Below are 20525 nucleotides of genomic sequence, written 5' to 3' on the forward strand. Positions count from 1 at the left end.
GCGAAAACCTGGACCAGTCCGGCTATCAGGCAGCAGCCGGGGCGGTCGCGGTCACTTCGCGGCTGTCATAGTGGCCGCAGGAGCCGCAGACATGGTGCGGGCGCTTCAGCTCACCGCAATTGCCGCACTCGTTGTAGGCGGCGGCGGTCAAGCCATCGTGCGAACGGCGCATGTTGCGCTTCGACTTGGAGGTCTTCTTCTTAGGAACGGCCATGATCGTAACTCACAATGTTTTAAGGCGACCGCTAGGGCCGCCCGGACAGAGGCGCTTGAATACTGGATATGGTGTGCGAGGGCAAGTACGAAACCGGATCAAGAGGGCTTCTTTAAGCGGGACAGGGCCGCAAAAGGGTTCTGGCGGGGCGGTTCCGGGGGGGTGTCCTCGGTCAGGGACAGAGTATCGGGGCCCACATCCTCCAGAATCGGGGTGAATTCGACCCCTTCCTTGCGGGGATAAGGCTCCAGTGCCAGCGACAGGTTCTGTGCTACCAACTCACCGATATCGATCCTGCCACCCGGCATCGCTTCGGGGAAGTCTTCGTCACCGCCCAGATACTGGAAATGGTCGCTCTCGCCGTCCTCTTCCTCCTTGGGGATCAGATGGTCAGGCGCGTAGAGGGCGGAGAATTCCTCCTTAACGTGTGCGGGAACCGGCTCCAGCGTCACGACGCAGCGCTGGACGACATCGGCCTCCAACTCCCCGGTCACCTTCACAAACTCCGACCGCACCCGGCGCAGGCGCATTTTGGCCGTCAAGCCGGAAAGGGAGACCAGATCGAATCGTTCGGCGAGTGCAGCACATTCCGCGTCCGTTGCCTTCACAACTTCGAACCCGCCGGCTGTCGTCACCTTGTCGGCGATGATGATGCGGGACAGTTCGGGTAGGGGGGCCGTCATGGCGGGAAATCCTTCGGATGAGATACGTATATATAAGGACAGGCGACAGCTCAGGTCGAGGCGAACTCAACCTCGCCGGCCAACAGCCTTTCAATGGGAAAGGCCTCCAGATGCGCCAACTGGCGGCGGGTATAGTCCGCCATGGCCTTTACGTGCGTCGGATCGGGCAGGGTGGAGCCATAAAGATTTCGGTCCAGCGCCGATTCCAGAACCGACGGGTCATCCTTGGCCGCGATCCCGGCATCATAGGCGCCGACGCGGCCATAATAGTGGCTGGCCAGGTCCTTCACCTTGTCGCCCACCTTCATGTCGCCCGCACCCATTTCACGCAGGTTGAAATCCAGGTCAGCGAACATGAAATCGAACAGTCCCTGATTGAACTCGGCCGTGGCCTTGCCCCCCATGGCTAGCCGGCGCATGACCAGCCAGGCATGCAGCGACACGGATTCGAACCGTCCTTCCAGCGTATCGGGCACACCCCGTTCGCTGAAAAACACGGGCAGGCGCGATTGGGCCACAATGGCGCCATAGAGGGCGGCAATGGTGCGTTCACGCCGGGGGCGTTGGAACAGACGGCTGAACAAGGCGTGCCTTCTCCCATGGCTGGCAGGCTGCGGACATTGACATTGCGCCAAGGCCGGTGCCAATGTCACCGGCCAGATAGGGGGCGGCGGCCCCGTCGTCAAGCCATGGTGCATGCCCAACCGGGTCTGGACCAGGGCCGACGACAAATCGCCGCTGGTAATGGGGTATTTGCCCCGTGAATTGTCCGGCACCACGCCGTTGGTCACATCCAAGGTTCGAGAGACGTCACGTTGATGCGCAAGACCCATGCTACCGCCCTGTTGACCTTCGGCCTTCTGGGCCTTGCTCTGACCGGTTGCAGCCCCATCGTCGCCCAGCGTGGCAATCTGGTGGAAGATACCCGTCTGGCCCAGATTCAGACCGGTCAGACGACGCGCGAACAGGTCCAGTATGTGCTGGGCACACCGACCTCAACCGGCGTTGTTGACGGCTCCACCTGGTACTACATCGGTCGCCGCACCGAACAGACCGCCTTCCTGGACCCGGAGGTCACGGCCCAGCGCATCATCCGCGTCCGCTTCGATGAAGGCGGAACGGTCCAGGAAATTAAGGAACTGGACGGTGCCGCTGAGGCCGCCTATGTCGAACCCGTCGCCCGCGTCACGCCGACCGTGGGCCATGACCTGAATTTCTTCGAACAGCTGCTGGGCAACCTGTCCAAGCCGTCGCGCAAGAAGAAGGACGACAAGAAAAAGAAGAAGTGAGCGGTTAGAGCCGCTTCAAAATGTAAACGCCGCGTGAGGTTTACCCCACGCGGCGTTTTTCATTTTCATGCCTCACACGTTCAACAACAGGTTCTCACGCTCCCAGCTGCTGATCACACGCTGATAGGCGTCATATTCCGCCTGCTTCACATAGCTGACAGCGGAGATGAAGCGTTCGCCCAGGACTTCCTTCAACGGTTTGCATCCGTTGAACTTGTTCAGTGCGTCGGCTTGATGCCGGGGCAGGGAGAAGGCCAGACGGTGTGCCGAGCCCTTCACCGGGTCCGACGGCTCCAGTTCCTGCGTCATGCCGATATAGCCGCAGGCCAGGGAAGCGGCGAGCGCCAGATACGGGTTGGCGTCGGCACCGGCCACACGGTTCTCGACGCGCCGCGCCTCCGGCGGGCTGACCGGTACGCGGAAGCCCGTGGTGCGGTTGTCGCGGCCCCAATGCACATTGATGGGCGCGTCTGACCCCTGCACCAGCCGGCGGTAGGAATTCACATTGGGCGCCAGCAGAGGCATCGCATAGGGCAGGTACTTCTGCAGACCGGCGATGAAGCTCAGGAACAGCGGCGTGTCGGTGCCGTCCGCATTGGCAAACAGGTTCACGCCCGTTTTGGCATCCACCAGCGACTGATGGACATGCATGGCGCTGCCCGGCTCGTTCTGCATGGGCTTGGCCATGAAGGTGGCATAGACCTGATGCCGGATCGCCGCCTCACGCACCGTGCGCTTGAACAGGAAGACCTGATCGGCCAGTTCCAGCGCTTCGCCATGGTTGAAATTGATCTCGATCTGGGCTGCACCGGCCTCGTGGCTCATCGTATCCACGTCGATTTCCTGCTTCTCGCAGAAATCGTAGACATCCTCAAAGATCGGATCGAATTCGTTGACGGCGTCGATGCCATAGGCCTGACGCCCGCTCTCCTGTCGCCCAGAACGGCCTGTGGGCGGGACCAGCGGATAATCGGGGTCCTTGTTGACGGCGACCAGGAAGAATTCCAGTTCCGGTGCCACGATGGGCTTCCACCCGCGCGCCTCATACAGGGCCAGCACGCGCTTCAGCACCGAACGGGGGGATATATCGACGGTCGATCCGTCAGCGTAAAAACAGTCGCAAATGACCTGGGCGGTAGGTTCATTGTACCAGGGCACGACACGGACGGTGGCCGGATCGGGCGTCATATAGACGTCCCAGTTCTCCACGCTCGTCACATCCTCATCTTCCGGGTATTCGCCCGTAACGGTCTGGATGAAAATGGATTCGGGCAGACGCAGGCCCCGATCCCGCAGGATGCGCAGGAATTTTTCGGCGGGCACGATCTTACCACGGGCAATGCCGGCCATATCCGGCACCAGACATTCAACTTCGGTAATCCGCCGGGAGCGGATGAATTCTTCCAATGTACTCATGATAACGCCACGGGTTGGCGGCCCAGATGCACCCGTCGCAGCCGGAACCTTGTCCGGCATTCGGGGCTGGGAAATGGTGCTACGCCCGCAGCCCTCCACGTTGTTTCGGATATGCTGAGTATAGGCAGAGGTCAGGGGGGGCAGGCAAGCCGGGATCGGCAGCTTTCAATAGAAACTGATATCCCGGCCCAAACCGGCGAAGCGCAGTCCGGCGTCGATATAAAGCGTCTGCCCCGTAACGACCGGACTTTCCAGCAGATAAACACAGGCCTTGGCGATATCATCCGCCCCTGGCCCGACACCCAACGGGTTCTGCGCATGCAGCCGCTCAAATTCGGCCTGCGCCTGACCTGGGGCCGGCAGGATAAGTCCTGGTGCAATGGCATTCACCCGAAGGCGGGGCGCGCCGGCCCGCGCCAGCATCTCCCCCAACCCCATCAGCGCGTATTTGGAGAGCGTATAGCTCATATGGTCGCCATGTGGGCTGGCCAGCTTCTGGTCCAGGATATTGACGATGGCACCCTGTAACCCCTCCGGCAGCTGCGCCAGCAAGGCCTGCGAAAGCAGGGCTGGGGCGACCGTGTTGGGCAGGTAATGGGCCAGCATCCGTTCCGCCGTCAGCGTCGTGATGTCATCCCATTCGAAGATGGACGCGCTGTTCACAAGCGCCGTCAGGGGGCGACCCAGGGCCTTTGCCGCCTCTGCCACCACGCCTGCCACCTGTGCCGGGTCGGCCAGATCGGCGGCGACAGCGGCGGCCTGGACGCCCTTCGCACGGATATCGGCCAGCATCGAAGCCACTTCCGGCCCATCGGTGCGGTAATGCAGGACGACGTCCATGCCGGCATCGGCACAGGCCAGCGCCATGGCCGCCCCCAAGCGCCGCGCGCCCCCGGTGATCAGAACGGCATGCGGCGGGGTCATCAGGAGCGCTCCAGGTCGATCTGACAGGCAAAGCCGATATCGGCAGGAGAGGCCACGCTGATCTTCTGCGACAGGATGCGGCCATCGAAAGCGAAGATGAAGCGGCCCAGCGCCCTGGCAACCCCCTCGGCATCCGCAAACGGCCCGTTATCCCGGAACGGGCCAAGGATATGCCGCACGATCTGTGAATAATCGACGGTCATCGAAATATCATCCGGATCGCCCGTGAACGGTCCCGTGACATTGGTGCCCAGGCGGAGGTTGATGCGGCAATCCAGATCGTCCGCATGCCCCGCCACCGGCAGCATCACCGCCACCTCGCGTACCAATATCTGGAAATGGGGGGAGGGGATCATGGCAACGGCCCTGCGGCTCGACAAAACAACATGCCGGGCTAATATCAGCCCGGCAGCGAAAGAGGAACAGGCTGATGCATCGCCTTTGGCAAAAGATCGGAAACGGCTAAGTGACGGGTGATCTGTTCCGCCTGACCGGCCTGTCACTCACTTATCCCAACGGCACCCGCGCCCTTGATGGCGTCGATCTGTGGGTCGCGGCGGGGGAGTTCGTATCGCTGCTGGGCCCGAGCGGTTGCGGCAAAAGCACCATTCTGCGGCTGGTTGCGGGACTGATGAAGCCCACGGGCGGGCGGCTGGACTGGCTGCAGCCGGTGGCGCGGGGGGATGTCGGCTTTGTGTTCCAGGAACCGACGCTGATGCCCTGGGCCCGCATCATCGACAATGTCCGCCTACCACTTGATCTGGCTGGTGTACCAAAGGCAGAGGGCAATGCGCGTGCGGCGGAGGGTCTGGCCCACGTCGGCCTGGGTGATTTCGTGAAGGCCTTCCCGGCGGAACTGTCGGGCGGCATGAAGATGCGGGCGTCGCTGGCCCGCGCCCTGGTCACCAACCCGCGCCTGCTGCTGCTGGACGAACCGTTTGCGGCGCTGGATGAGATCACCCGGCTGAAGCTGAACGACGATCTGCTGTCGCTGTGGCAGGCGCAGCGCTTCACGGCCCTGTTCGTGACGCATTCAGTGTTTGAAAGCGTCTATCTCTCAGGCCGCATCGCCATCATGGGGCCCCGCCCGGGCCGGGTGGTGGCGGAGATGCCGGTTGACCTGCCCTTTCCACGCGATCTGTCGGTACGAACCGGTCCGGATTACGGGGCAATCTGCCGCGCCGTGTCTGATCGGTTGCACGCCGCGATGGAGGTGGCGGCATGAACGAGCTGTGGACAAGGCGTCTTTTACCGCCGCTGGTCGGTCTGCTGTTCGTGCTGGGCTGGGAGGGGGCCGTGACGGCGTGGGATATCCCACCCTTCGTCCTGCCCCCGCCCAGCGCCATTGCGAAGGCCTTGTGGAACGACGCACCGCTGTTGCTGGAATCCAGTTGGATCACCCTGATCATCACGCTACAGGCTTTCCTGCTGGCCCTGACCAGCGGCGTGGCGCTGGCGGTGCTGTTTAAACAGTCTCGGGCGTTGGAAGCGGCCCTTTACCCCTACGCGGTGATTCTTCAGGTTACCCCGATCGTTGCTATCGCCCCTCTGGTCGTCATCTGGGTGGGCTATGAACGGGTCAACCTGTCGCTGCTGATCCTGGCCTGGATCGTGGCGTTCTTCCCCGTCCTGTCGAACAGCACGGCGGGGCTAGCTGCCGTCGATCCCAACCTGCGCGACCTGTTCCGGCTGTATGGTGCCAGCCGCTGGCAGGTGTTGTGGCGGCTGCAATTGCCCTCGGCGCTGCCCTACATCCTGGCGGGGGCGAAAATCTCCGGCGGTCTGGCCCTGATCGGGGCGGTGGTGGCGGAATTCGTGGCCGGGTCGGGGACCGCGACGGGGCTGGCCTGGCGGGTGATCGAGGCGGGCAACCGCCTGAACATGCCGCGCCTGTTCGCGGCCCTCGCGCTGCTCTCCGTTCTGGGTATTCTGATTTTCGCCCTGCTGAGCTGGGTACAGCGCCTGCTGCTGCGTCGCTGGCACCCTGGCGCTACGGGGTAGGTGCTGCACCTCTCCGTCGGTACAGCGGCGCGGGTAACGCCATTGCCCTCGGCCCCCATCATCTCCGTCCGGCGTTAACGCCATGTGCCGCACCCCACAGGGCCTGCGGCCTAACAGAAACGACGGAGACAGGAAATGACGACCTACAGCCAGTTCAACCATGTCAGTGGTACGGCAGGCGCCGACAATCTGACGGGCGGCGTCGCGTTCGACCTGCTGGTCGGCGGAACAGGGGATGACGCGCTGGATGGCGCCGGTGGCCTGAATGCGGCCATCTTCACTGGCGTTTCGGGCGATTATGATATCGACGTCGAAAACGGCGTCGTCACGATCAGTGGCGCTGATGGCACCGACACCCTTCGCAATGTGCAGTTCGCGGTCTTTGCGGACGGTGTGAAACCCCTGTTCGAGGCAACCCCATTCCAGAACGGCTTTGACGAGGATTTCTACCTGCAGAGCAATCCCGACGTCCTGGCCGCCGTACAGGCAGGCCAGTTCGAAGACGGGGAAGCGCATTTCAACCTGTATGGCCAGTTCGAAAACCGCACCTATCAGGCGACGAATGGATTCGACGTGGCTTACTACGCTCATATCTATGGCGACGTCGCCGGCAGCGGCATGGCGGCGGTTGATCATTTCGCGGCTTATGGTGCGGCAGAGGGCCGGTCAACCCATCTCTATTTCGACGCCAACTACTATCTTGAGGCCAATCCTGATGTTGCGTCCGCCGGCATGGATGCCTGGACGCATTTTGACACTTATGGCTGGCAGGAGGGGCGCGACCCGTCCCCGTTCTTCGATGTTTCAGCCTATCTGGTCAGCAACCCTGACGTCGTCGCCTCCGGCCATAATCCCCTGGTCCATTATGTCAACTGGGGGCAGGAGGAAGGCCGTCAGGCCTATATCGATACGTCGTGGTTTGCCATGGCCTGACATGGTCATTGGTGACACACCGTTCACGGGCTGTTGACCCACCCTGTCCGGTAATGTCAATTGGCATGGTGCGTCGCCGTTCGATGCGGCGCACCATGGGCCAGAAACGTGCAGACCGGAACCTTAAGCGCCAATTGGGAAGAGAATCAGTTCGTGCTGGCAGCATCCGGCCGGTGGGACATTGTGTCCGCCGAACGGCTGGGCCCGATGCTGCGCGACCGTATGCCGGGCCGCAAGGGCGCACCGGTCTGTCTCGACCTCTCGGGCCTGACGGCCCTGGATACGGCCGGCGCGCTTCTGCTGGACCGGTTGATCAAGCGATTGCGCGGGCAGGGCCATGTCGTGGCCGTTGTCGGCGCCCGCCCCGACCTCTGCGCCCTGCTGAAGGACGTGCAGCGGGCGGCATCGGGGGCGGAGGCGAAGAACCCGGCGCCGGCTGAAAGGCGGCCTGCTTTCCCGTTGGCTGACCGGGTGGGCCGCGCAACGATCAACATCTGGCAGGATATCCTGTCGATGCTGAACTTCCTGGGTTTGGTTACCGTCACCGCCGCCCGGCTTCTGCGTACCCCTGGCCGTGTTCGGCTGAAGCCCCTGTTCTTCCATCTGGAACAGGTGGGGCTGAACGCGCTGCCCATCGTGGGCCTTCTCTCCTTCCTGATCGGCATCGTTCTGGCCTATCAGGGTGCGGATCAGCTGCGTCGTTTCGGGGCCGAAATCTATGTCGTGAACCTGTTGGGCATTGGTGTGCTGCGGGAAATCGGCATCCTGATGACCTCCATCATCGTCGCCGGTCGTTCCGGTTCCGCCTTCACGGCCCAGATCGGGACCATGAAGGTGAACCAGGAAGTGGACGCCATGCGCACCCTGGGCCTGGACCCGGTGGAAATGCTGGTACTGCCGCGCATGCTGGCGCTGTTGATCGCCCTTCCGCTGATCGGTTTCTTCGCCAATATGGTGGCATTGGCCGGCGGGGCCGTCATGGCCTATGCCTATCTGGACATCAATTTCGTGCAGTTTGCACGTCAGCTTCAGATCGCGGTCAGCACCACCACCCTGTTCGTGGGCCTGATCAAGGCTCCGGTCTTCGCGGTGGTCATCGCCTTGGTCGGCTGCTACGAAGGGCTGCGGGTCAGCGGGTCGGCGGAAAGCGTGGGCCTGCTCACCACCCGTTCCGTTGTCGTATCGATCTTCCTGGTGATCGTCCTGGACGCCATCTTCTCCATCCTCTTTTCCTATATCGGGATATGACATGACGGCACCCGTCATCCGTGTCCGGGGTCTTAAGACGCGCTTCGGCCAACAGGTCGTGCATGATGGCGTCGACCTGGAAGTGAACAAGGGGGAAGTGATCGGCCTTGTCGGCGGCTCCGGCACTGGCAAGTCTGTGCTGTTGCGGGAGATTGTGGGCCTGATGGTCCCGTCCGCCGGCCGGATCGAGGTGCTGGGTAAGGATACGGAAAATCTGTCGGAGTCCGAACAATTATCCCTGCAGGCCCGCTGGGGCATGCTGTTTCAGGATGGTGCGCTGTTCAGCTCGCTGACCGTTCTGGAAAATATCAAGGTTCCCCTCAAGGAACATACCAGGCTGCCGCCCGACCTGATCGAGGAGATCGCGCGGGTCAAGGTGGCGATGGTCGGCCTGCCCCCCGACGCTGGGGCCAAGTACCCCTCGCAATTGTCGGGTGGCATGCGCAAGCGGGCCGGTTTGGCCCGCGCGCTGGCCATGGACCCGGAGATACTGTTCCTGGACGAACCGACGGCGGGCCTGGACCCGATCGGGGCCTCCGCCTTTGACGATCTGATCGGGTCGTTACAGAAAAGCCTGGGTCTGACGGTTTTCATGGTGACCCATGACTTGGACAGCCTCTATGCCATCTGTGACCGCATCGCTGTCCTGGTGGACAAGAAGCTGGTGATCGGTACGATTGACGAACTGTTGCGCCAGGAACATCCCTGGATACGCGACTATTTTCATGGGCCCCGTGGTCGGGCGGCCAGTGCGGCGAAAGGGAGTTAGGGCATGGAAACACGGGCCAATTACACGGCTGTCGGTGCCTTCGTCCTGGCGCTGGCGGCGGCGGTGTTTGTCTTCGTCATCTGGCTGGCCAAGGTGCAGTTCGACAAGTCCATCCAGCCCTATTACATCATGGTCACCGGCACCGTGACAGGGCTGGTGGAAGGTGGGCCTGTGCGTTATCGCGGCGTCAATGTCGGCACCGTCAGCGATATCCGCATCAATCCAGAGAATGTCGAGGAAGTGCGCCTGACCATTGAGGTGCCGGAGGACACACCCATCAAGACCGATGCCATCGCGTCCCTTGAACCGGTGGGCGTGACAGGCGGCGTCTATGTGGAAATCCAGGGCGGCAGCAAGGATGCCCCCCTGCTGCGGGAGAAGGTCTCCGGCATTCCCGTCATCCCCTCGCGGCCCAGCTCTATCGCGGCCGTCCTGTCCAAGGCACCGGAAGTGCTGGAGAATCTGATGACGATCTCCAATCGTCTGACCCTGCTGCTGAATGACGATAACCAGAAATCCATCGGCACCCTGCTGGCCAATCTGGCGCAGGCCTCGGGCAATGCCAACGACACGATGCGCAACGCCAACCTGCTGATTGTCGATCTGCGCCGTCAGGCGGACACGCTCAGCAAACAGGCAACGGTGCTGATGGCGACGGCCAATGATACGGTCGGCAAGGTCGGGCGCGATACCACCGTCATCACGGCGGAACTGGCCAAGACCAGCAAGGAAATCAACAAGTTGTCTGCTTCGCTGGCCGGTATGATCGAGGAGAATCGGGAGCCGATCCGCGATTTCACGGCCACCGGCCTCTATGACCTGTCACAGTTGCTGATCCATCTGCAGGACCTGACCAATAATCTCAGCCGCGTTTCCCGCCGGCTGGAGCGCGATCCGACCGACCTTCTGTTCGGCGGCAACAGCGGAGTGAAAGCGGAATGACCGACAAGCCCCTGAACCGCCGCCGCCTGCTGGCACTGGCTTCCCTGATGCCGCTGGCCGCCTGTTCGCCGGCCACCCTGCTGACGGGCGGCAAGGTGCAAAAGGTTTATGTGTTGACCCCGGCGCGGGAATTTACGGCCGGTCTGGCCCGCGCGCCGTGGCAGCTGCTTGTGGAAACCCCGCTTGCCAACGCCGCCGTCGATACGCCGCGCATCGTGCTGGGCGAAACTTCCAACCGCATGACCTATTATTCAGGTGCCAGCTGGGCCGATACCGGCCCTGACATGATGCAAACCCTGCTGGTGGAAAGCTTTGAGAACAGCCGGCGTATCGTGTCGGTCGGGGTGGAACGGTCGGGCCTGCGCGCCGATTTTATCCTGAAGACCGACCTGCGCGATTTCCACGCCAACTACAAGGGCCATGACCCCAGCGATACCGCACCGGAGGCAACCGTGCGGATGAATGCCAAACTGGTGCGCATGCCGCGCCGGAATATTGTGGCCGGCGATACGTTCGAAGCCACCGTCCGCGCCGCCAGTCCGGTTTTGGACGACATCATCAAGGCTTTCGATCAGGCCACGGGTGCGGTCCTGCGGCGCATCGTCGAATGGACGCTGCAGCAGGGCATGGCCAATGTCGATGCCTATCCGCTGGCCTGGGTGGCAGAGCCTGCTACTTTCCGCTGATCCGGGACTTAAGCTGTTGATCCGTTTTGCTTCTCTATCCACCATCGCCCTGTCGCTTGCCCTGGTCTCCACGGCCCCGGGCCAGACACCCGCTGCAACCAAGCCGCTGGTCATCGCCAGTGGGGTTGTCACGGGCCTTTACTATCCCGTGGCCGGCGCCATCTGCCGGCAGGTGAACCAGGAGAGGGCCCGCCACGGCCTGCGCTGTCTGGTGGAGGCCACCGAAGGTCCGGTGCAGAACCTGACAGCCCTCAGGGCGGGCGAGGTGGATCTGGCCGTGGTGCAGTCGGACTGGCAGGCCGCGGCGGTGCGGGGGGAAGGGCGTTTCTCTGGTGCCGGCCCCTTCAAGGAACTGCGCGCCGTCGCCAGCCTGCATGCCGAGACGGTAACCCTGCTGGTCCGCCCCGACGCAGAGATCGATAGCTTGGCTAAACTGTCCGGCAAACGGGTCAATCTGGGACCCCGTGGTTCCGCCCTGCGCAACCTGTCGCAGCAGGTGGTGGATGCCGCCGGCCTGCGCATCAATGATGATGCCGGACAGGCCCCTGACACTGCCCTGACCGCACTCTGCGCGGGACAGCTGGACGCTGCCTTCTTCGCGGTCGGCCACCCCAATGCTGCGGTTCAGCAGGCCACATCCACCTGTGGCGCTGTCGCGCTTGCCGTGACCGGTCCCGGTATCGATAAGCTGTTGGCGGGCCGCAAAGACCTGACCCGCACCAACATCCCCGCCAACCTCTATCCCGGTGTGCAGGAGGATGTGGCAACCATCGGCGTCGCCGCGACCCTGGTCACCCGGGCCGAGGTACCCGACGCGGTGATCGCGGAGGTGGTGCGCGTGCTGCTGGAAGAACGGTCCGATCTGGCGGACCAGCATCCGGTTTTCCGCACGGTGCCGGTGGATGGCATGGGCGACCGGGCCCGGACCGCGCCGCTTCATCCGGCTGCGGAGAAGGCATTCGCGGCCAGCGGTCCCGCGAAGCCCTGACCCCAACGATTCGTTGAGAGCTGGCATACGGGCGCGTGCCGGCCAAGGCTACCCACGGTGTTCGGCGTGGACAGACCTATCCTTCCGGATGGTGGAGTTACGCCGCCTTGCGTGGCACGAGTGGATTGTTTCGATCTGTTCTTGATTTTGGCGTTCGCAATTGGCAGCGCCCTGCACTAAATGTTAAAGAAACAGATGCAATGCGACCCTGTTGGCCGTTGGCTGGTGGTTCCGTCGCATGGTCGTCCCAGGGAGGGTTTGTTCAACCCATGTCCGACAAGTTGACCACGCAGGATGTTCAGCGTCTGCTGACTGATCCGTCTCCAACGACCCGTGCTGAAATGGCCGGCAAGGTCGCGCAGCATTTTGCCGCGCCCAACCTGTCGGCCTCTGAACGGGTGCTGGCGGAGGATATCGTGCGCATCATGGCGCGCGATGTCGCCACGCGCGTGCGCTCCGCCCTGGCCGAAAGTCTGAAGGCCAACTCCACCATCCCGCGCGACATTGCCATGTCCATGGCCCGCGATGTGGAAGAGGTGTCGCTGCCTTTCATTGAGGTGTCGACGGTCCTGACTGACGATGATCTTGTGGAGATCATTCGCTCCGGCTCGTCTGAGAAGCAGACGGCGGTCGCCAAGCGCGCCAATGTTACCGAATCCGTGGCCGACGCTCTGGTCGAACGGGGTAGCGAGAAGGCCGTCGCCACCCTGATGGCGAACGATACCGCCGCCATTGCTGAAAGTGCGATGGTTAAGGCCCTGGATCGGTTCCCGGACAGTGAAGCCGTCGCTGGTCCGATGGTCAACCGCGCTAAGTTGCCGGTGACGGTGGCCGAGCGTCTGGTGGCGCTGGTGTCGGAACAGCTGCGCGAACGACTGGTCGCTAAGCATGAGCTGCCGAACGATATCGCCGCTGACATTGTTATCCAGACCCGCGAGAAGGCGACCTACGGTCTGGTCGGTGGTGCCGGCGATGCCGATCTGGAAAAGCTGGTGGTGCAGCTGCGCCGCAGCCATCGCCTGACGCCTTCACTGCTGCTGCGCGCCCTGTGCATGGGCGACGTGCCGTTCTTTGAGATGGCGATGGCGCAGCTGGGTCAGGTGCCGATCAATAATGCCCGCCTGCTGATCCATGATGCGGGCCGTCTCGGCCTGAAATCCCTGTTCGACCGCACCGGCCTGCCGCCGAAGCTGTACCCCGCCCTGCGCATCGCCCTCGACGTGGCCAGCGAGACGGATTTCGACGGTCTGGATCACGATCTGGAACGTCATCGTCGCCGCATGCTGGAACGCATCCTGACCCAGTTCGAGGAACTGGCCAGCGATGATGTCGATTACCTGTTGACGAAGCTGAGCGACCTGACGGCGGCGGCTTGACGCCGCCGCCTCTCGGCGCATTCACCCCCGCAGGTACCATTCCCATTCCAGCGGCGTGACCCGCTGGTTAAACTTGGCACGTTCGGCTCGCTTGGTGATGGCGTAGGTGTCCACGAACGCGTCGCCCAGCCAACGGCGCAGCACCGACGATCCCTGGAACAGGTCCAGCGCCTTGCCCCATTCATCAGGCAGGCGGGGAGCGTCAGCCTCATAGGCATTGCCCTCCAGCGCGGGACCGGGGTCGATCTTGCCCTCCAGCCCGTGCAGAAGTCCGGCCAGCATGCCCGCCAGCACCAGATACGGGTTCGCATCGGCGCCAGCAATCCGGTACTCGACCCGCCGGCTGTCCGGCCCACCTGCCGGAATGCGCAGCGGGGCCGTGCGGTTATTGACGCCCCAGGCGATGACGGTCGGGGCATAAGACCCGGCCTGGAACCGGCGCCAGCTGTTGGCGCCGGGGGCCGCCAGCGCCATGCAGGCGGGCATGGTCTCCGCCATGCCGCCGATGGCCTGGCGCAGCGCCTCTGACCCTTCCGGTGCCTCATCAGCGAAGATGTTGCGGCCATCCTTATCCAGCACGCTCATATGGATATGCATGCCGCTGCTGGCCTGACCGGTATAGGGTTTGGCCATGAAGCTGGCCTCATACCCATGCTTGTGTGCGACGCCGCGCACAGCCCGCTTGAACAGGACGGCGTCATCGGCAGCCCGCAGCGCGTCGGGGCGATGGGCCAGGGTGATCTCATACTGGCCCGGCCCATATTCGGCGATGGCGGTGCCCGCGGGGATACCCTGGGCCTGCGCCGCCGCCGTGATCTCGTCCAGCACCTCCTCGAAATCCTCCAGCTCCGTCAGGCCATAGACCTGAGTCCGGTTCTGAGGCAGGCCGCTGCGCTTTGAGATAGGTGGAACCGGCGGCGCATCGGCTGCACGGTCACGGTCGAACAGATAGAACTCCAGTTCGATAGCCACCATGGGCGTGAGGCCGCGCCGCGACAGCTCCGCCACCAGATTTTCCACCAAGGCACGCGGGGCATAGGGGAAGGGGGAGCCGTCACCATCGCGCATTGACAGCATGACCTGCCCCAGCGGCTTCGCGGCCCAAGGTACCGGCGTCAGGGTGCCGGCGACGGGTCGGCAGATGCGATCTGGCACGCCCTTTTCTGCCGACATGCCTGTCTCTTCCACCGTATCGCCGGTGATATCGACGGCGAAGGTGCAGCCGGGAAAGGCCACCCCGTCCTTCCAGACCTTCGACAATTCATCGATGGGTACACGTTTGCCCCGGAACACCCCGCACAGATCGGGTAGCAGCACATCCACGGCCGTCACGGCCGGGTGTTGCTGCCGGAACATCTCGATCTCACGGTACAGGTCAGGGCTGCTGGTCATTCCGGGGGCGATTCCTTGGCGCTGTTGAAACTGGGGGCATGGCAACAGGGGCGGTCGCCGGTGTCAAGGCGGGCCAGGGCTTGGGTGATCTGAAACAATTGTATCGACGGAATATGCGCTGCCTGCTTGCCGTCTTCAAACCGTTGCGCGCATAAAGGAACGGAAAGATATCGGCATGGGGCCGTCAGGCATGTTCAGGACCATCCGCTTCAAGCTGGCGGCGGCATTCGCGGTCGCGGTCTTGGCCGCCGTCACTATCGGCATCGTCGCGGTGCTGGTGGTGCGGTCCACGGGCGACCTTGTCATCCGCATGTACGACCAGCCTCTACAGGCCATCAATTATGCCCGGCTGGCGCAGACGAATTTCGTGACGCTGGACCTTATGGTGGACCGCGCCCTGAAATCGCCAGACGGTCTGCCCGACACTTTCCGCGAGGATCTGGAGATCAATGATGAGGATTTCCTGGCCAGCCTAGCGGTGGCGGAAGAACGCGGCCTAAACCCCGAAATCCGTAACTATATTGCCCGCATCCGTACTCAGAATCAGGCATGGATGGCGGTCGTCAGAAAACTGACGGATATGGCTGCCAATGCCCCCGATCACCAAGCCTATATGACCCATATGGAAGAGTTGGGTTCCGGCATCATCAACAATCTTGAGATCGTTACCCAGATGGCCGCTGAGGACGGCTACCGTTTCCGTCTTTCGGCGGAAGAAACAATTGAGCAGACCGCCGACCGCACGACTTTTCTGATTTTAGCCCTGTTCACGTTGGTGGTGGGCATCACCATCGCCCTGATCCGCAACATCGTGACCCCGCTGAACCGTCTGACCCGCGCCACAATCCAGCTGGCAGGCGGCGACATGGATGTCAGGGTTCCCCACACCACCCGCCGGGATGAGATTGGCAGCGTGGCTGGCGCGCTTGGCGTGTTCAAAGGTGCCATGGAGGTTGTGCGCGAGGCGCAGGAGAAGGCGGAAGCGGCCACTCGCGCCAAATCCGAATTCTTGGCTATGATGAGCCATGAAATCCGCACGCCCATGAATGGCGTCCTGGGCCTGACGCGCCTGCTGCTGCGGTCGGGCCTGAACGAGGAGCAGGCCAAGCTGGCGACGACCGTCCTGCAATCGGGACAGTCGTTACTGCGCATTCTGAATGACATCCTGGATTTCTCCAAGCTGGAGGCCGGGAAGGCCGATATCGAAATTCTGGATTTCGAACTGGTATCGCTGCTGGCCGGCACCACCATGTTGATGCGCAACCGCGCGGAGGAAAAGGAACTCTGGCTGCGGGAGGAGGTGGATGAAAATCTGCCCTCCTATCTGAAGGGTGACCCCAACCGCCTGCGGCAGGTGATGCTTAATCTGGTGGGCAATGCCATCAAGTTCACTGAAGCCGGCGGCGTTACCCTGCGCGCCCGTGCTCTGGCGGAGCCCGCCCGCCTGCGGGTGGAGGTGGTGGATACCGGTATCGGCATCTCCGATGCGGCGCGCGCCAAGCTGTTCGGCAGCTTTGTACAGGCCGACAGTTCCATCACCCGCCGCTTCGGCGGCACCGGCCTGGGCCTGGCCATCTGCAAGAAGCTGGTGGAGGCCATGGGCGGTGCCATCGGCGTTGACAGCGTCATGGGCCACGGCAGTACCTTCTGGTTCGAAATCCCGCTGGTGGAGGGCAGCCCTGTCACGGGCGATCCGGCGGGTGATTTCGACAGCAACATGGTGCGACCGCTGCGTATCCTTGTGGCAGACGATAATGCCGTCAATCGCAAGGTTATGGCTGGGGCGCTGGCCGAGCACGGCCATATGGTGGTGTTCGCAGAGGATGGTCAGGTGGCGGTGGATGTGGTCAGCGCCGCTGATCCACCATTGGATCTGGTGCTTATGGACGTGCATATGCCGCGCATGGACGGGATGAGTGCGGCCCGTGCCATTCGCGCCTTGCCGGGCCCGGCGTCGGGCGTGATGATCGTCGCGGCCACCGCCAGTGTGGGCACCAATGGCATCCAACGCTGTATGGATGCCGGCATGAATGCCTATGTCTCCAAACCCATTGATCCGGCCAACCTGTTCAAGGTTATCCAACGCCTGTTCCCGGACGGCGAGAGCGGTACTGGTGAATCGGCACGCGCTGCCGTTGACGCCAGCACCCTGCCAGTCCCCGACGACATGGACATGGCGGAAGCCAGGGGCACGGCCAACAGCCTTTTGACGGGAACGACGCCATTTATGGTCGAGATGCTGGACGAGATGGCGGACAGCATGGGTCCGGACATGGCGCTGGATCTGATCGACACCTTCCTATCCATCTTGCCGGAGGTGGAGCCGGACCTGTTCCCAATGGAGGGGGCACCCGATCCGCATCAGGTTGGAGAGGTGGCGCATTCCCTGAAATCCGCCGCCGGCAGTTTGGGGATGGCCCAGGTTTACCGCACAGCGGCTGCCGCTGAGGCGGCGGGACACGAGGGCGACGCCGCGGCGTTGGAGGAGATTCTTCCCGCCCTGAGGCAGGATTTAGATGAGGGTCTGGCGTGGCTTCACGCACAGCGCGAGCGCTTTGCTACGGCTATGGCGGGAGCCGCGTGATGAAGCTATTGCGCGACGCGGCCCGGTTACGAATCCTGCTGGCAGAGGACAATCTCTTCGAAGCGCGTCTTACCCTGGCTGTGTTGCGGCAACTGGGAGTGGGGGTAGTCAGTCATTACCGCGAAGGCAATGCTGCCATCGAGGCTCTGGCACCTGAGACGTCGCCTTTCGATCTGGTTATTTCTGATTGGAACATGCCGAACGGCACAGGCCTCGACCTATTGCGCCATGTCCGCACCGTGTGGCGACACACCCCTTTCCTGATGCTGACGGCCCATGCCAGCATTGAGTTTGTGTCGGCGGCTAAGGCCAATTCGGTTGACGCCTACCTCGTGAAGCCGTTTGCTCCGCGCGCACTGGCTGACCGGATCGCGCAACTTGTTGGTACCTGAAAAGAACCTGCCATGATGAACAAAGACCACATACCCGGATTTGAGAAACTGAACGTGCTGCTGGTGGAGGATAATGCCTTTGCACAGCGGCTGGCACGTCAGGTGCTTGTGCAGCTTGGCGTTCAAAATATTCACATTGTGCCGGACGGGCAGGCAGCGATTGATGCGCTGGAGGAAAGCGAGTTGCGGTATGACCTGATCATATCCGACTGGAACATGCCGAACGTCACAGGGCTTCAGCTATTGCAGCACGTTCGCAAGACGTGGGAGGGCATGCCTTTTCTCATGCTGACCGGCAACCAGACGGTGGATTTTGTACAGGCGGCCCGCGCTAACAAGGTGGATGCCTATGTCATAAAGCCATTCTCGCCTTTGCAGCTGCGCCAGAAAATCTGCGCGATTTTCAACATCAAGGCCTGACGGACTGTGCTAATGGACTAATGACAGCGGGCCGGTTTCACCTACCTTGTTCAATCGCGAAGGTGGCAGAACGCCACCGGTGGTTGGGAGGGGGCGATGAAGAAGACGGTCGCAACGATTGTCATGGGATTGGCGCTGACCGGCATGTCTATGCCGTCACAGGCGCTCGAAATTGCCGGCCTGAACCAGCGGAATGAGCTTTTGCTGTTCTCCGACCAATCACCGGGCACCGTGAAGGTGCTGCCCGTGACGGGCGTGAAGGGCAAGCTGCTGGGCATTGATGTGCGCCCGGCCAATGGCAAGCTGTACGGCGTCGCCACCGATAACAGCCTGTACACCATCGACCTGGAAACCGGTGCCGCGACAGCGGGGCCGAAACTGTCGGTCGCTTTGACCGCGATTGACCATGTGGTTGCGGACTTTAACCCGCAGGCCGACCGGTTGCGTGTTATAGCATCCGATGGTCAGAACCTGCGCGTCAATGTCGATACAGGTGCTGCCGCCGTGGACAAGCCGCTTTCCTATCACCCCAACGACAAGGTGAATGCTGGCAAGAAGCCTGCTGTCTATGCCGGGGCCTATATCAACTCCTTCGCCGGCGCGACCCAGACGCAGCTGTTTGACGTGGATAGCGGCACGGGTGCCTGGCTGTCACAGGACCCGCCCAATGACGGCGTGTTGCGCACCATCGGCCCTCTGGGCGTACCTGCGGGCACCATCGTGGAAGGGGTGGATATCTTCACGGATGCCCAGGATGAATATCATGGTCGCGCGGTGGCCGGCGGCACACTCTACGACCTGAATGTAATGCGTGGTGGTATGAAGAAGATGGGCCGTATCGGCGATGGCAGCGCGGTGATCGATATCGCCATCCTGGACAAGCGATAACGCCGTCGGCACGGAATAGACAGGAAGGAACCTAGGGAAATGACGGCGATGTCGCGCGTGTGGCGGAAATGGGTAATCACACTTGCACCCCTGATGGGCCTGGGCCTGCTGGCAGGGTCCAGTGCCGCGGAGGACCCGATCATCATCGCCCAGCGCGACATCTCCTTCGCCCCCCGTTCGGTAGTGATCAAGGTCGGCGATCAGGTCACGTTCCGCAACGAGGACCCGTTCGGCCACAATGTCTATTCACCCAGCATGAACGGCGTGTTCGATATCGGTTTGCAGGACCCCGGCACGGAAACGCCCGTGACGTTTACCGCACCGGGCGAGTTCATCATCCAGTGCCGTATTCATCCCAAGATGCGGGCGAAGGTTTTGGTGGAACCCTGATCAGGCCGTTACCGCCTGCCGCTTACGCAGCGGCAGGATGGTGATCACAATACCCGTGAACAGCAGCGCCATTCCCAAAAGGCGCAGCGGCCCGAACGTCTCCCCAAAGGCCAGATGGGCCGCGATGGTGCCGGTGACCGGAACCAGCAGGGAGAAGGGGGCCACAACGCCGGCCTTATATTCCCGCAGCAGCATCCCCCAGATGCCGAAGGCTACCAGGGTGGACAGGCAGACGATGTAAAGCAGCGACAGGCCGGCGGTCCAGCTGAAGCCCGTCAGCGCCGCCCAGACCCGGTCCGGTCCCTCGACGATCAGTGACAGGGCAAAGACCGGCAGGGGCGGCACCGTCGACAGCCAGACCATCAGGGGCAATGTCGGCGTGGGCGGCAGGCGGCGCATCAGCACATTGCCCATGGCCCAGCTGGCCGCCGCCAGCAGCGTCAGGATGAAACCGATCCAGGTGACGTCCAGCCCAACCGTGCTGCCGGTCACCGCCAGCCCGACCGCCGCCACCCCAGCCCCGGCCAGTTGCTGTGCCTTTGGCCGTTCACCCAACATGCCGGCAGCGAACAGCATGGTCAGAAAGGCCTGACATTGCAGAACGATGGAGGCCAGCCCCGGTGCCATGCCCCGATCCATGCCCATGAACAGGAAGATATAGTGGCCGGTGAACAGGAAGGTTGAAACCAGCGCCAGTTGCTTAAACCCGATCCCTGCCGGACGCGGGATGAACAGCACCGGCAGACAGGCCAGCGTGAAGCGCAGTGCCGTCAGCAGGATGGGCGGAAAACCGGTCAGCGCCAGCTTGATCACCACGAAATTGGCCCCCCAGATCACGGCGACCAGAAAGGCAAGGGCGATGTGAAGGGGGCGCATAGGGTGGTCATCCAGCTGGATGGTATCGGGATCATGATCGGAACACGTCAACATTACTGACGCAATTACCAAGATGTGGCGGTGACAATTGCCTGTCCGTTGGGGGTTGCCGCC

23 protein-coding genes are annotated in these 20525 nt (G+C 62.5%); 15 read left to right on the plus strand and 8 right to left on the minus strand.

What is annotated here, in order from left to right; translation table 11 throughout:
- Window positions 1-25 precede the first annotated feature (25 nt).
- The 3 genes from rpmF to ABC729_RS19075 form a co-directional block, all read right to left on the minus strand.
- The gene (rpmF, locus tag ABC729_RS19065; protein ID WP_054166525.1) at window positions 26-214 is read right to left on the minus strand and encodes a 50S ribosomal protein L32; all 189 of its coding nucleotides are present in this window, start codon (window positions 212-214) and stop codon (window positions 26-28) included.
- A 98-nt stretch (window positions 215-312) separates the two neighbouring features.
- A complete protein-coding gene (locus ABC729_RS19070; protein WP_495609189.1) occupies window positions 313-897 on the minus strand; it encodes a YceD family protein in 585 nt (194 codons plus the stop codon).
- A gap of 50 nt (window positions 898-947) precedes the next feature.
- A complete protein-coding gene (locus ABC729_RS19075; RefSeq protein ID WP_495609190.1) occupies window positions 948-1730 on the minus strand; it encodes a ubiquinol-cytochrome C chaperone family protein in 783 nt (260 codons plus the stop codon).
- Between ABC729_RS19075 and ABC729_RS19080 the strand changes: the two genes are divergently transcribed.
- Complete coding sequence (locus tag ABC729_RS19080; RefSeq protein ID WP_495609191.1) at window positions 1716-2186, plus strand: outer membrane protein assembly factor BamE; 471 nt, start codon at window positions 1716-1718, stop codon at window positions 2184-2186. The genes ABC729_RS19075 and ABC729_RS19080 overlap by 15 nt on opposite strands.
- Before the next feature lie 72 nt (window positions 2187-2258).
- Here the strand turns inward: ABC729_RS19080 and ABC729_RS19085 are convergent, their stop codons facing one another.
- The 3 genes from ABC729_RS19085 to ABC729_RS19095 form a co-directional block, all read right to left on the minus strand.
- Complete coding sequence (locus ABC729_RS19085) at window positions 2259-3602, minus strand: glutamine synthetase family protein (RefSeq protein WP_495609192.1); 1344 nt, start codon at window positions 3600-3602, stop codon at window positions 2259-2261.
- A 165-nt stretch (window positions 3603-3767) separates the two neighbouring features.
- The gene (locus ABC729_RS19090) at window positions 3768-4526 is read right to left on the minus strand and encodes an SDR family oxidoreductase (RefSeq protein ID WP_495609193.1); all 759 of its coding nucleotides are present in this window, start codon (window positions 4524-4526) and stop codon (window positions 3768-3770) included.
- Window positions 4526-4882, minus strand: a complete 357-nt coding sequence (locus ABC729_RS19095; protein ID WP_495609194.1) for a hypothetical protein — start codon at window positions 4880-4882, stop codon at window positions 4526-4528. Before ABC729_RS19095 ends, ABC729_RS19090 begins: the two co-directional genes overlap by 1 nt.
- A gap of 110 nt (window positions 4883-4992) precedes the next feature.
- Here ABC729_RS19095 and ABC729_RS19100 point away from each other — a divergent pair, with 110 nt between their 5' ends.
- From ABC729_RS19100 to spbR, 9 genes are all read left to right on the plus strand, one after another.
- Window positions 4993-5751, plus strand: coding sequence for an ABC transporter ATP-binding protein (locus ABC729_RS19100; protein ID WP_495609195.1), 759 nt, complete (start codon window positions 4993-4995; stop codon window positions 5749-5751).
- Window positions 5748-6527, plus strand: coding sequence for an ABC transporter permease (locus tag ABC729_RS19105; RefSeq protein WP_495609196.1), 780 nt, complete (start codon window positions 5748-5750; stop codon window positions 6525-6527). Before ABC729_RS19100 ends, ABC729_RS19105 begins: the two co-directional genes overlap by 4 nt.
- A 135-nt stretch (window positions 6528-6662) precedes the next feature.
- Window positions 6663-7460: a hypothetical protein gene (locus ABC729_RS19110; protein WP_495609197.1), complete on the plus strand. Its 798-nt coding sequence runs from the start codon at window positions 6663-6665 to the stop codon at window positions 7458-7460.
- 108 nt (window positions 7461-7568) lie between these two features.
- Window positions 7569-8708, plus strand: coding sequence for an ABC transporter permease (locus tag ABC729_RS19115; RefSeq protein WP_495609198.1), 1140 nt, complete (start codon window positions 7569-7571; stop codon window positions 8706-8708).
- Between the two features lies 1 nt (window position 8709).
- The gene (locus tag ABC729_RS19120; protein WP_495609199.1) at window positions 8710-9477 is read left to right on the plus strand and encodes an ABC transporter ATP-binding protein; all 768 of its coding nucleotides are present in this window, start codon (window positions 8710-8712) and stop codon (window positions 9475-9477) included.
- 3 nt (window positions 9478-9480) lie between these two features.
- Window positions 9481-10419 carry an MlaD family protein gene (locus tag ABC729_RS19125; protein ID WP_495609200.1) on the plus strand — a complete coding sequence of 313 codons (939 nt, stop codon included), beginning with the start codon at window positions 9481-9483 and terminating at the stop codon, window positions 10417-10419.
- The gene (locus ABC729_RS19130) at window positions 10416-11105 is read left to right on the plus strand and encodes an ABC-type transport auxiliary lipoprotein family protein (protein ID WP_495609201.1); all 690 of its coding nucleotides are present in this window, start codon (window positions 10416-10418) and stop codon (window positions 11103-11105) included. Before ABC729_RS19125 ends, ABC729_RS19130 begins: the two co-directional genes overlap by 4 nt.
- A 16-nt stretch (window positions 11106-11121) precedes the next feature.
- Complete coding sequence (locus tag ABC729_RS19135; protein WP_495609202.1) at window positions 11122-12093, plus strand: TAXI family TRAP transporter solute-binding subunit; 972 nt, start codon at window positions 11122-11124, stop codon at window positions 12091-12093.
- A gap of 269 nt (window positions 12094-12362) precedes the next feature.
- On the plus strand, window positions 12363-13469 hold the full coding sequence (gene spbR / locus ABC729_RS19140) for a SpbR family protein (RefSeq protein WP_495609203.1): 1107 nt from the start codon (window positions 12363-12365) through the stop codon (window positions 13467-13469).
- Window positions 13470-13490: 21 nt separating this feature from the next.
- Here the strand turns inward: spbR and ABC729_RS19145 are convergent, their stop codons facing one another.
- Window positions 13491-14861, minus strand: coding sequence for a glutamine synthetase family protein (locus ABC729_RS19145; RefSeq protein ID WP_495609204.1), 1371 nt, complete (start codon window positions 14859-14861; stop codon window positions 13491-13493).
- Between the two features lie 190 nt (window positions 14862-15051).
- Here ABC729_RS19145 and ABC729_RS19150 point away from each other — a divergent pair, with 190 nt between their 5' ends.
- From ABC729_RS19150 to ABC729_RS19170, 5 genes are all read left to right on the plus strand, one after another.
- Window positions 15052-17445, plus strand: a complete 2394-nt coding sequence (locus tag ABC729_RS19150) for an ATP-binding protein (RefSeq protein WP_495609205.1) — start codon at window positions 15052-15054, stop codon at window positions 17443-17445.
- Window positions 17445-17837 (plus strand): response regulator, encoded by a 393-nt coding sequence (locus ABC729_RS19155; protein WP_495609206.1) that lies wholly within the window; start codon window positions 17445-17447, stop codon window positions 17835-17837. The genes ABC729_RS19150 and ABC729_RS19155 overlap by 1 nt, the downstream gene beginning before the upstream one ends.
- A gap of 12 nt (window positions 17838-17849) precedes the next feature.
- Window positions 17850-18257, plus strand: a complete 408-nt coding sequence (locus ABC729_RS19160) for a response regulator (protein ID WP_495609207.1) — start codon at window positions 17850-17852, stop codon at window positions 18255-18257.
- Between the two features lie 96 nt (window positions 18258-18353).
- The gene (locus ABC729_RS19165; protein ID WP_495609208.1) at window positions 18354-19145 is read left to right on the plus strand and encodes a DUF4394 domain-containing protein; all 792 of its coding nucleotides are present in this window, start codon (window positions 18354-18356) and stop codon (window positions 19143-19145) included.
- A 39-nt stretch (window positions 19146-19184) separates the two neighbouring features.
- Window positions 19185-19535 (plus strand): plastocyanin/azurin family copper-binding protein, encoded by a 351-nt coding sequence (locus ABC729_RS19170; protein WP_495609209.1) that lies wholly within the window; start codon window positions 19185-19187, stop codon window positions 19533-19535.
- Here ABC729_RS19170 and ABC729_RS19175 read toward each other — a convergent pair whose 3' ends face one another.
- Window positions 19536-20411: an EamA family transporter gene (locus ABC729_RS19175; protein ID WP_495609210.1), complete on the minus strand. Its 876-nt coding sequence runs from the start codon at window positions 20409-20411 to the stop codon at window positions 19536-19538.
- Window positions 20412-20525: the final 114 nt, after the last annotated feature.

The organism is Niveispirillum sp. CC-CTL257 (assembly GCF_059489915.1).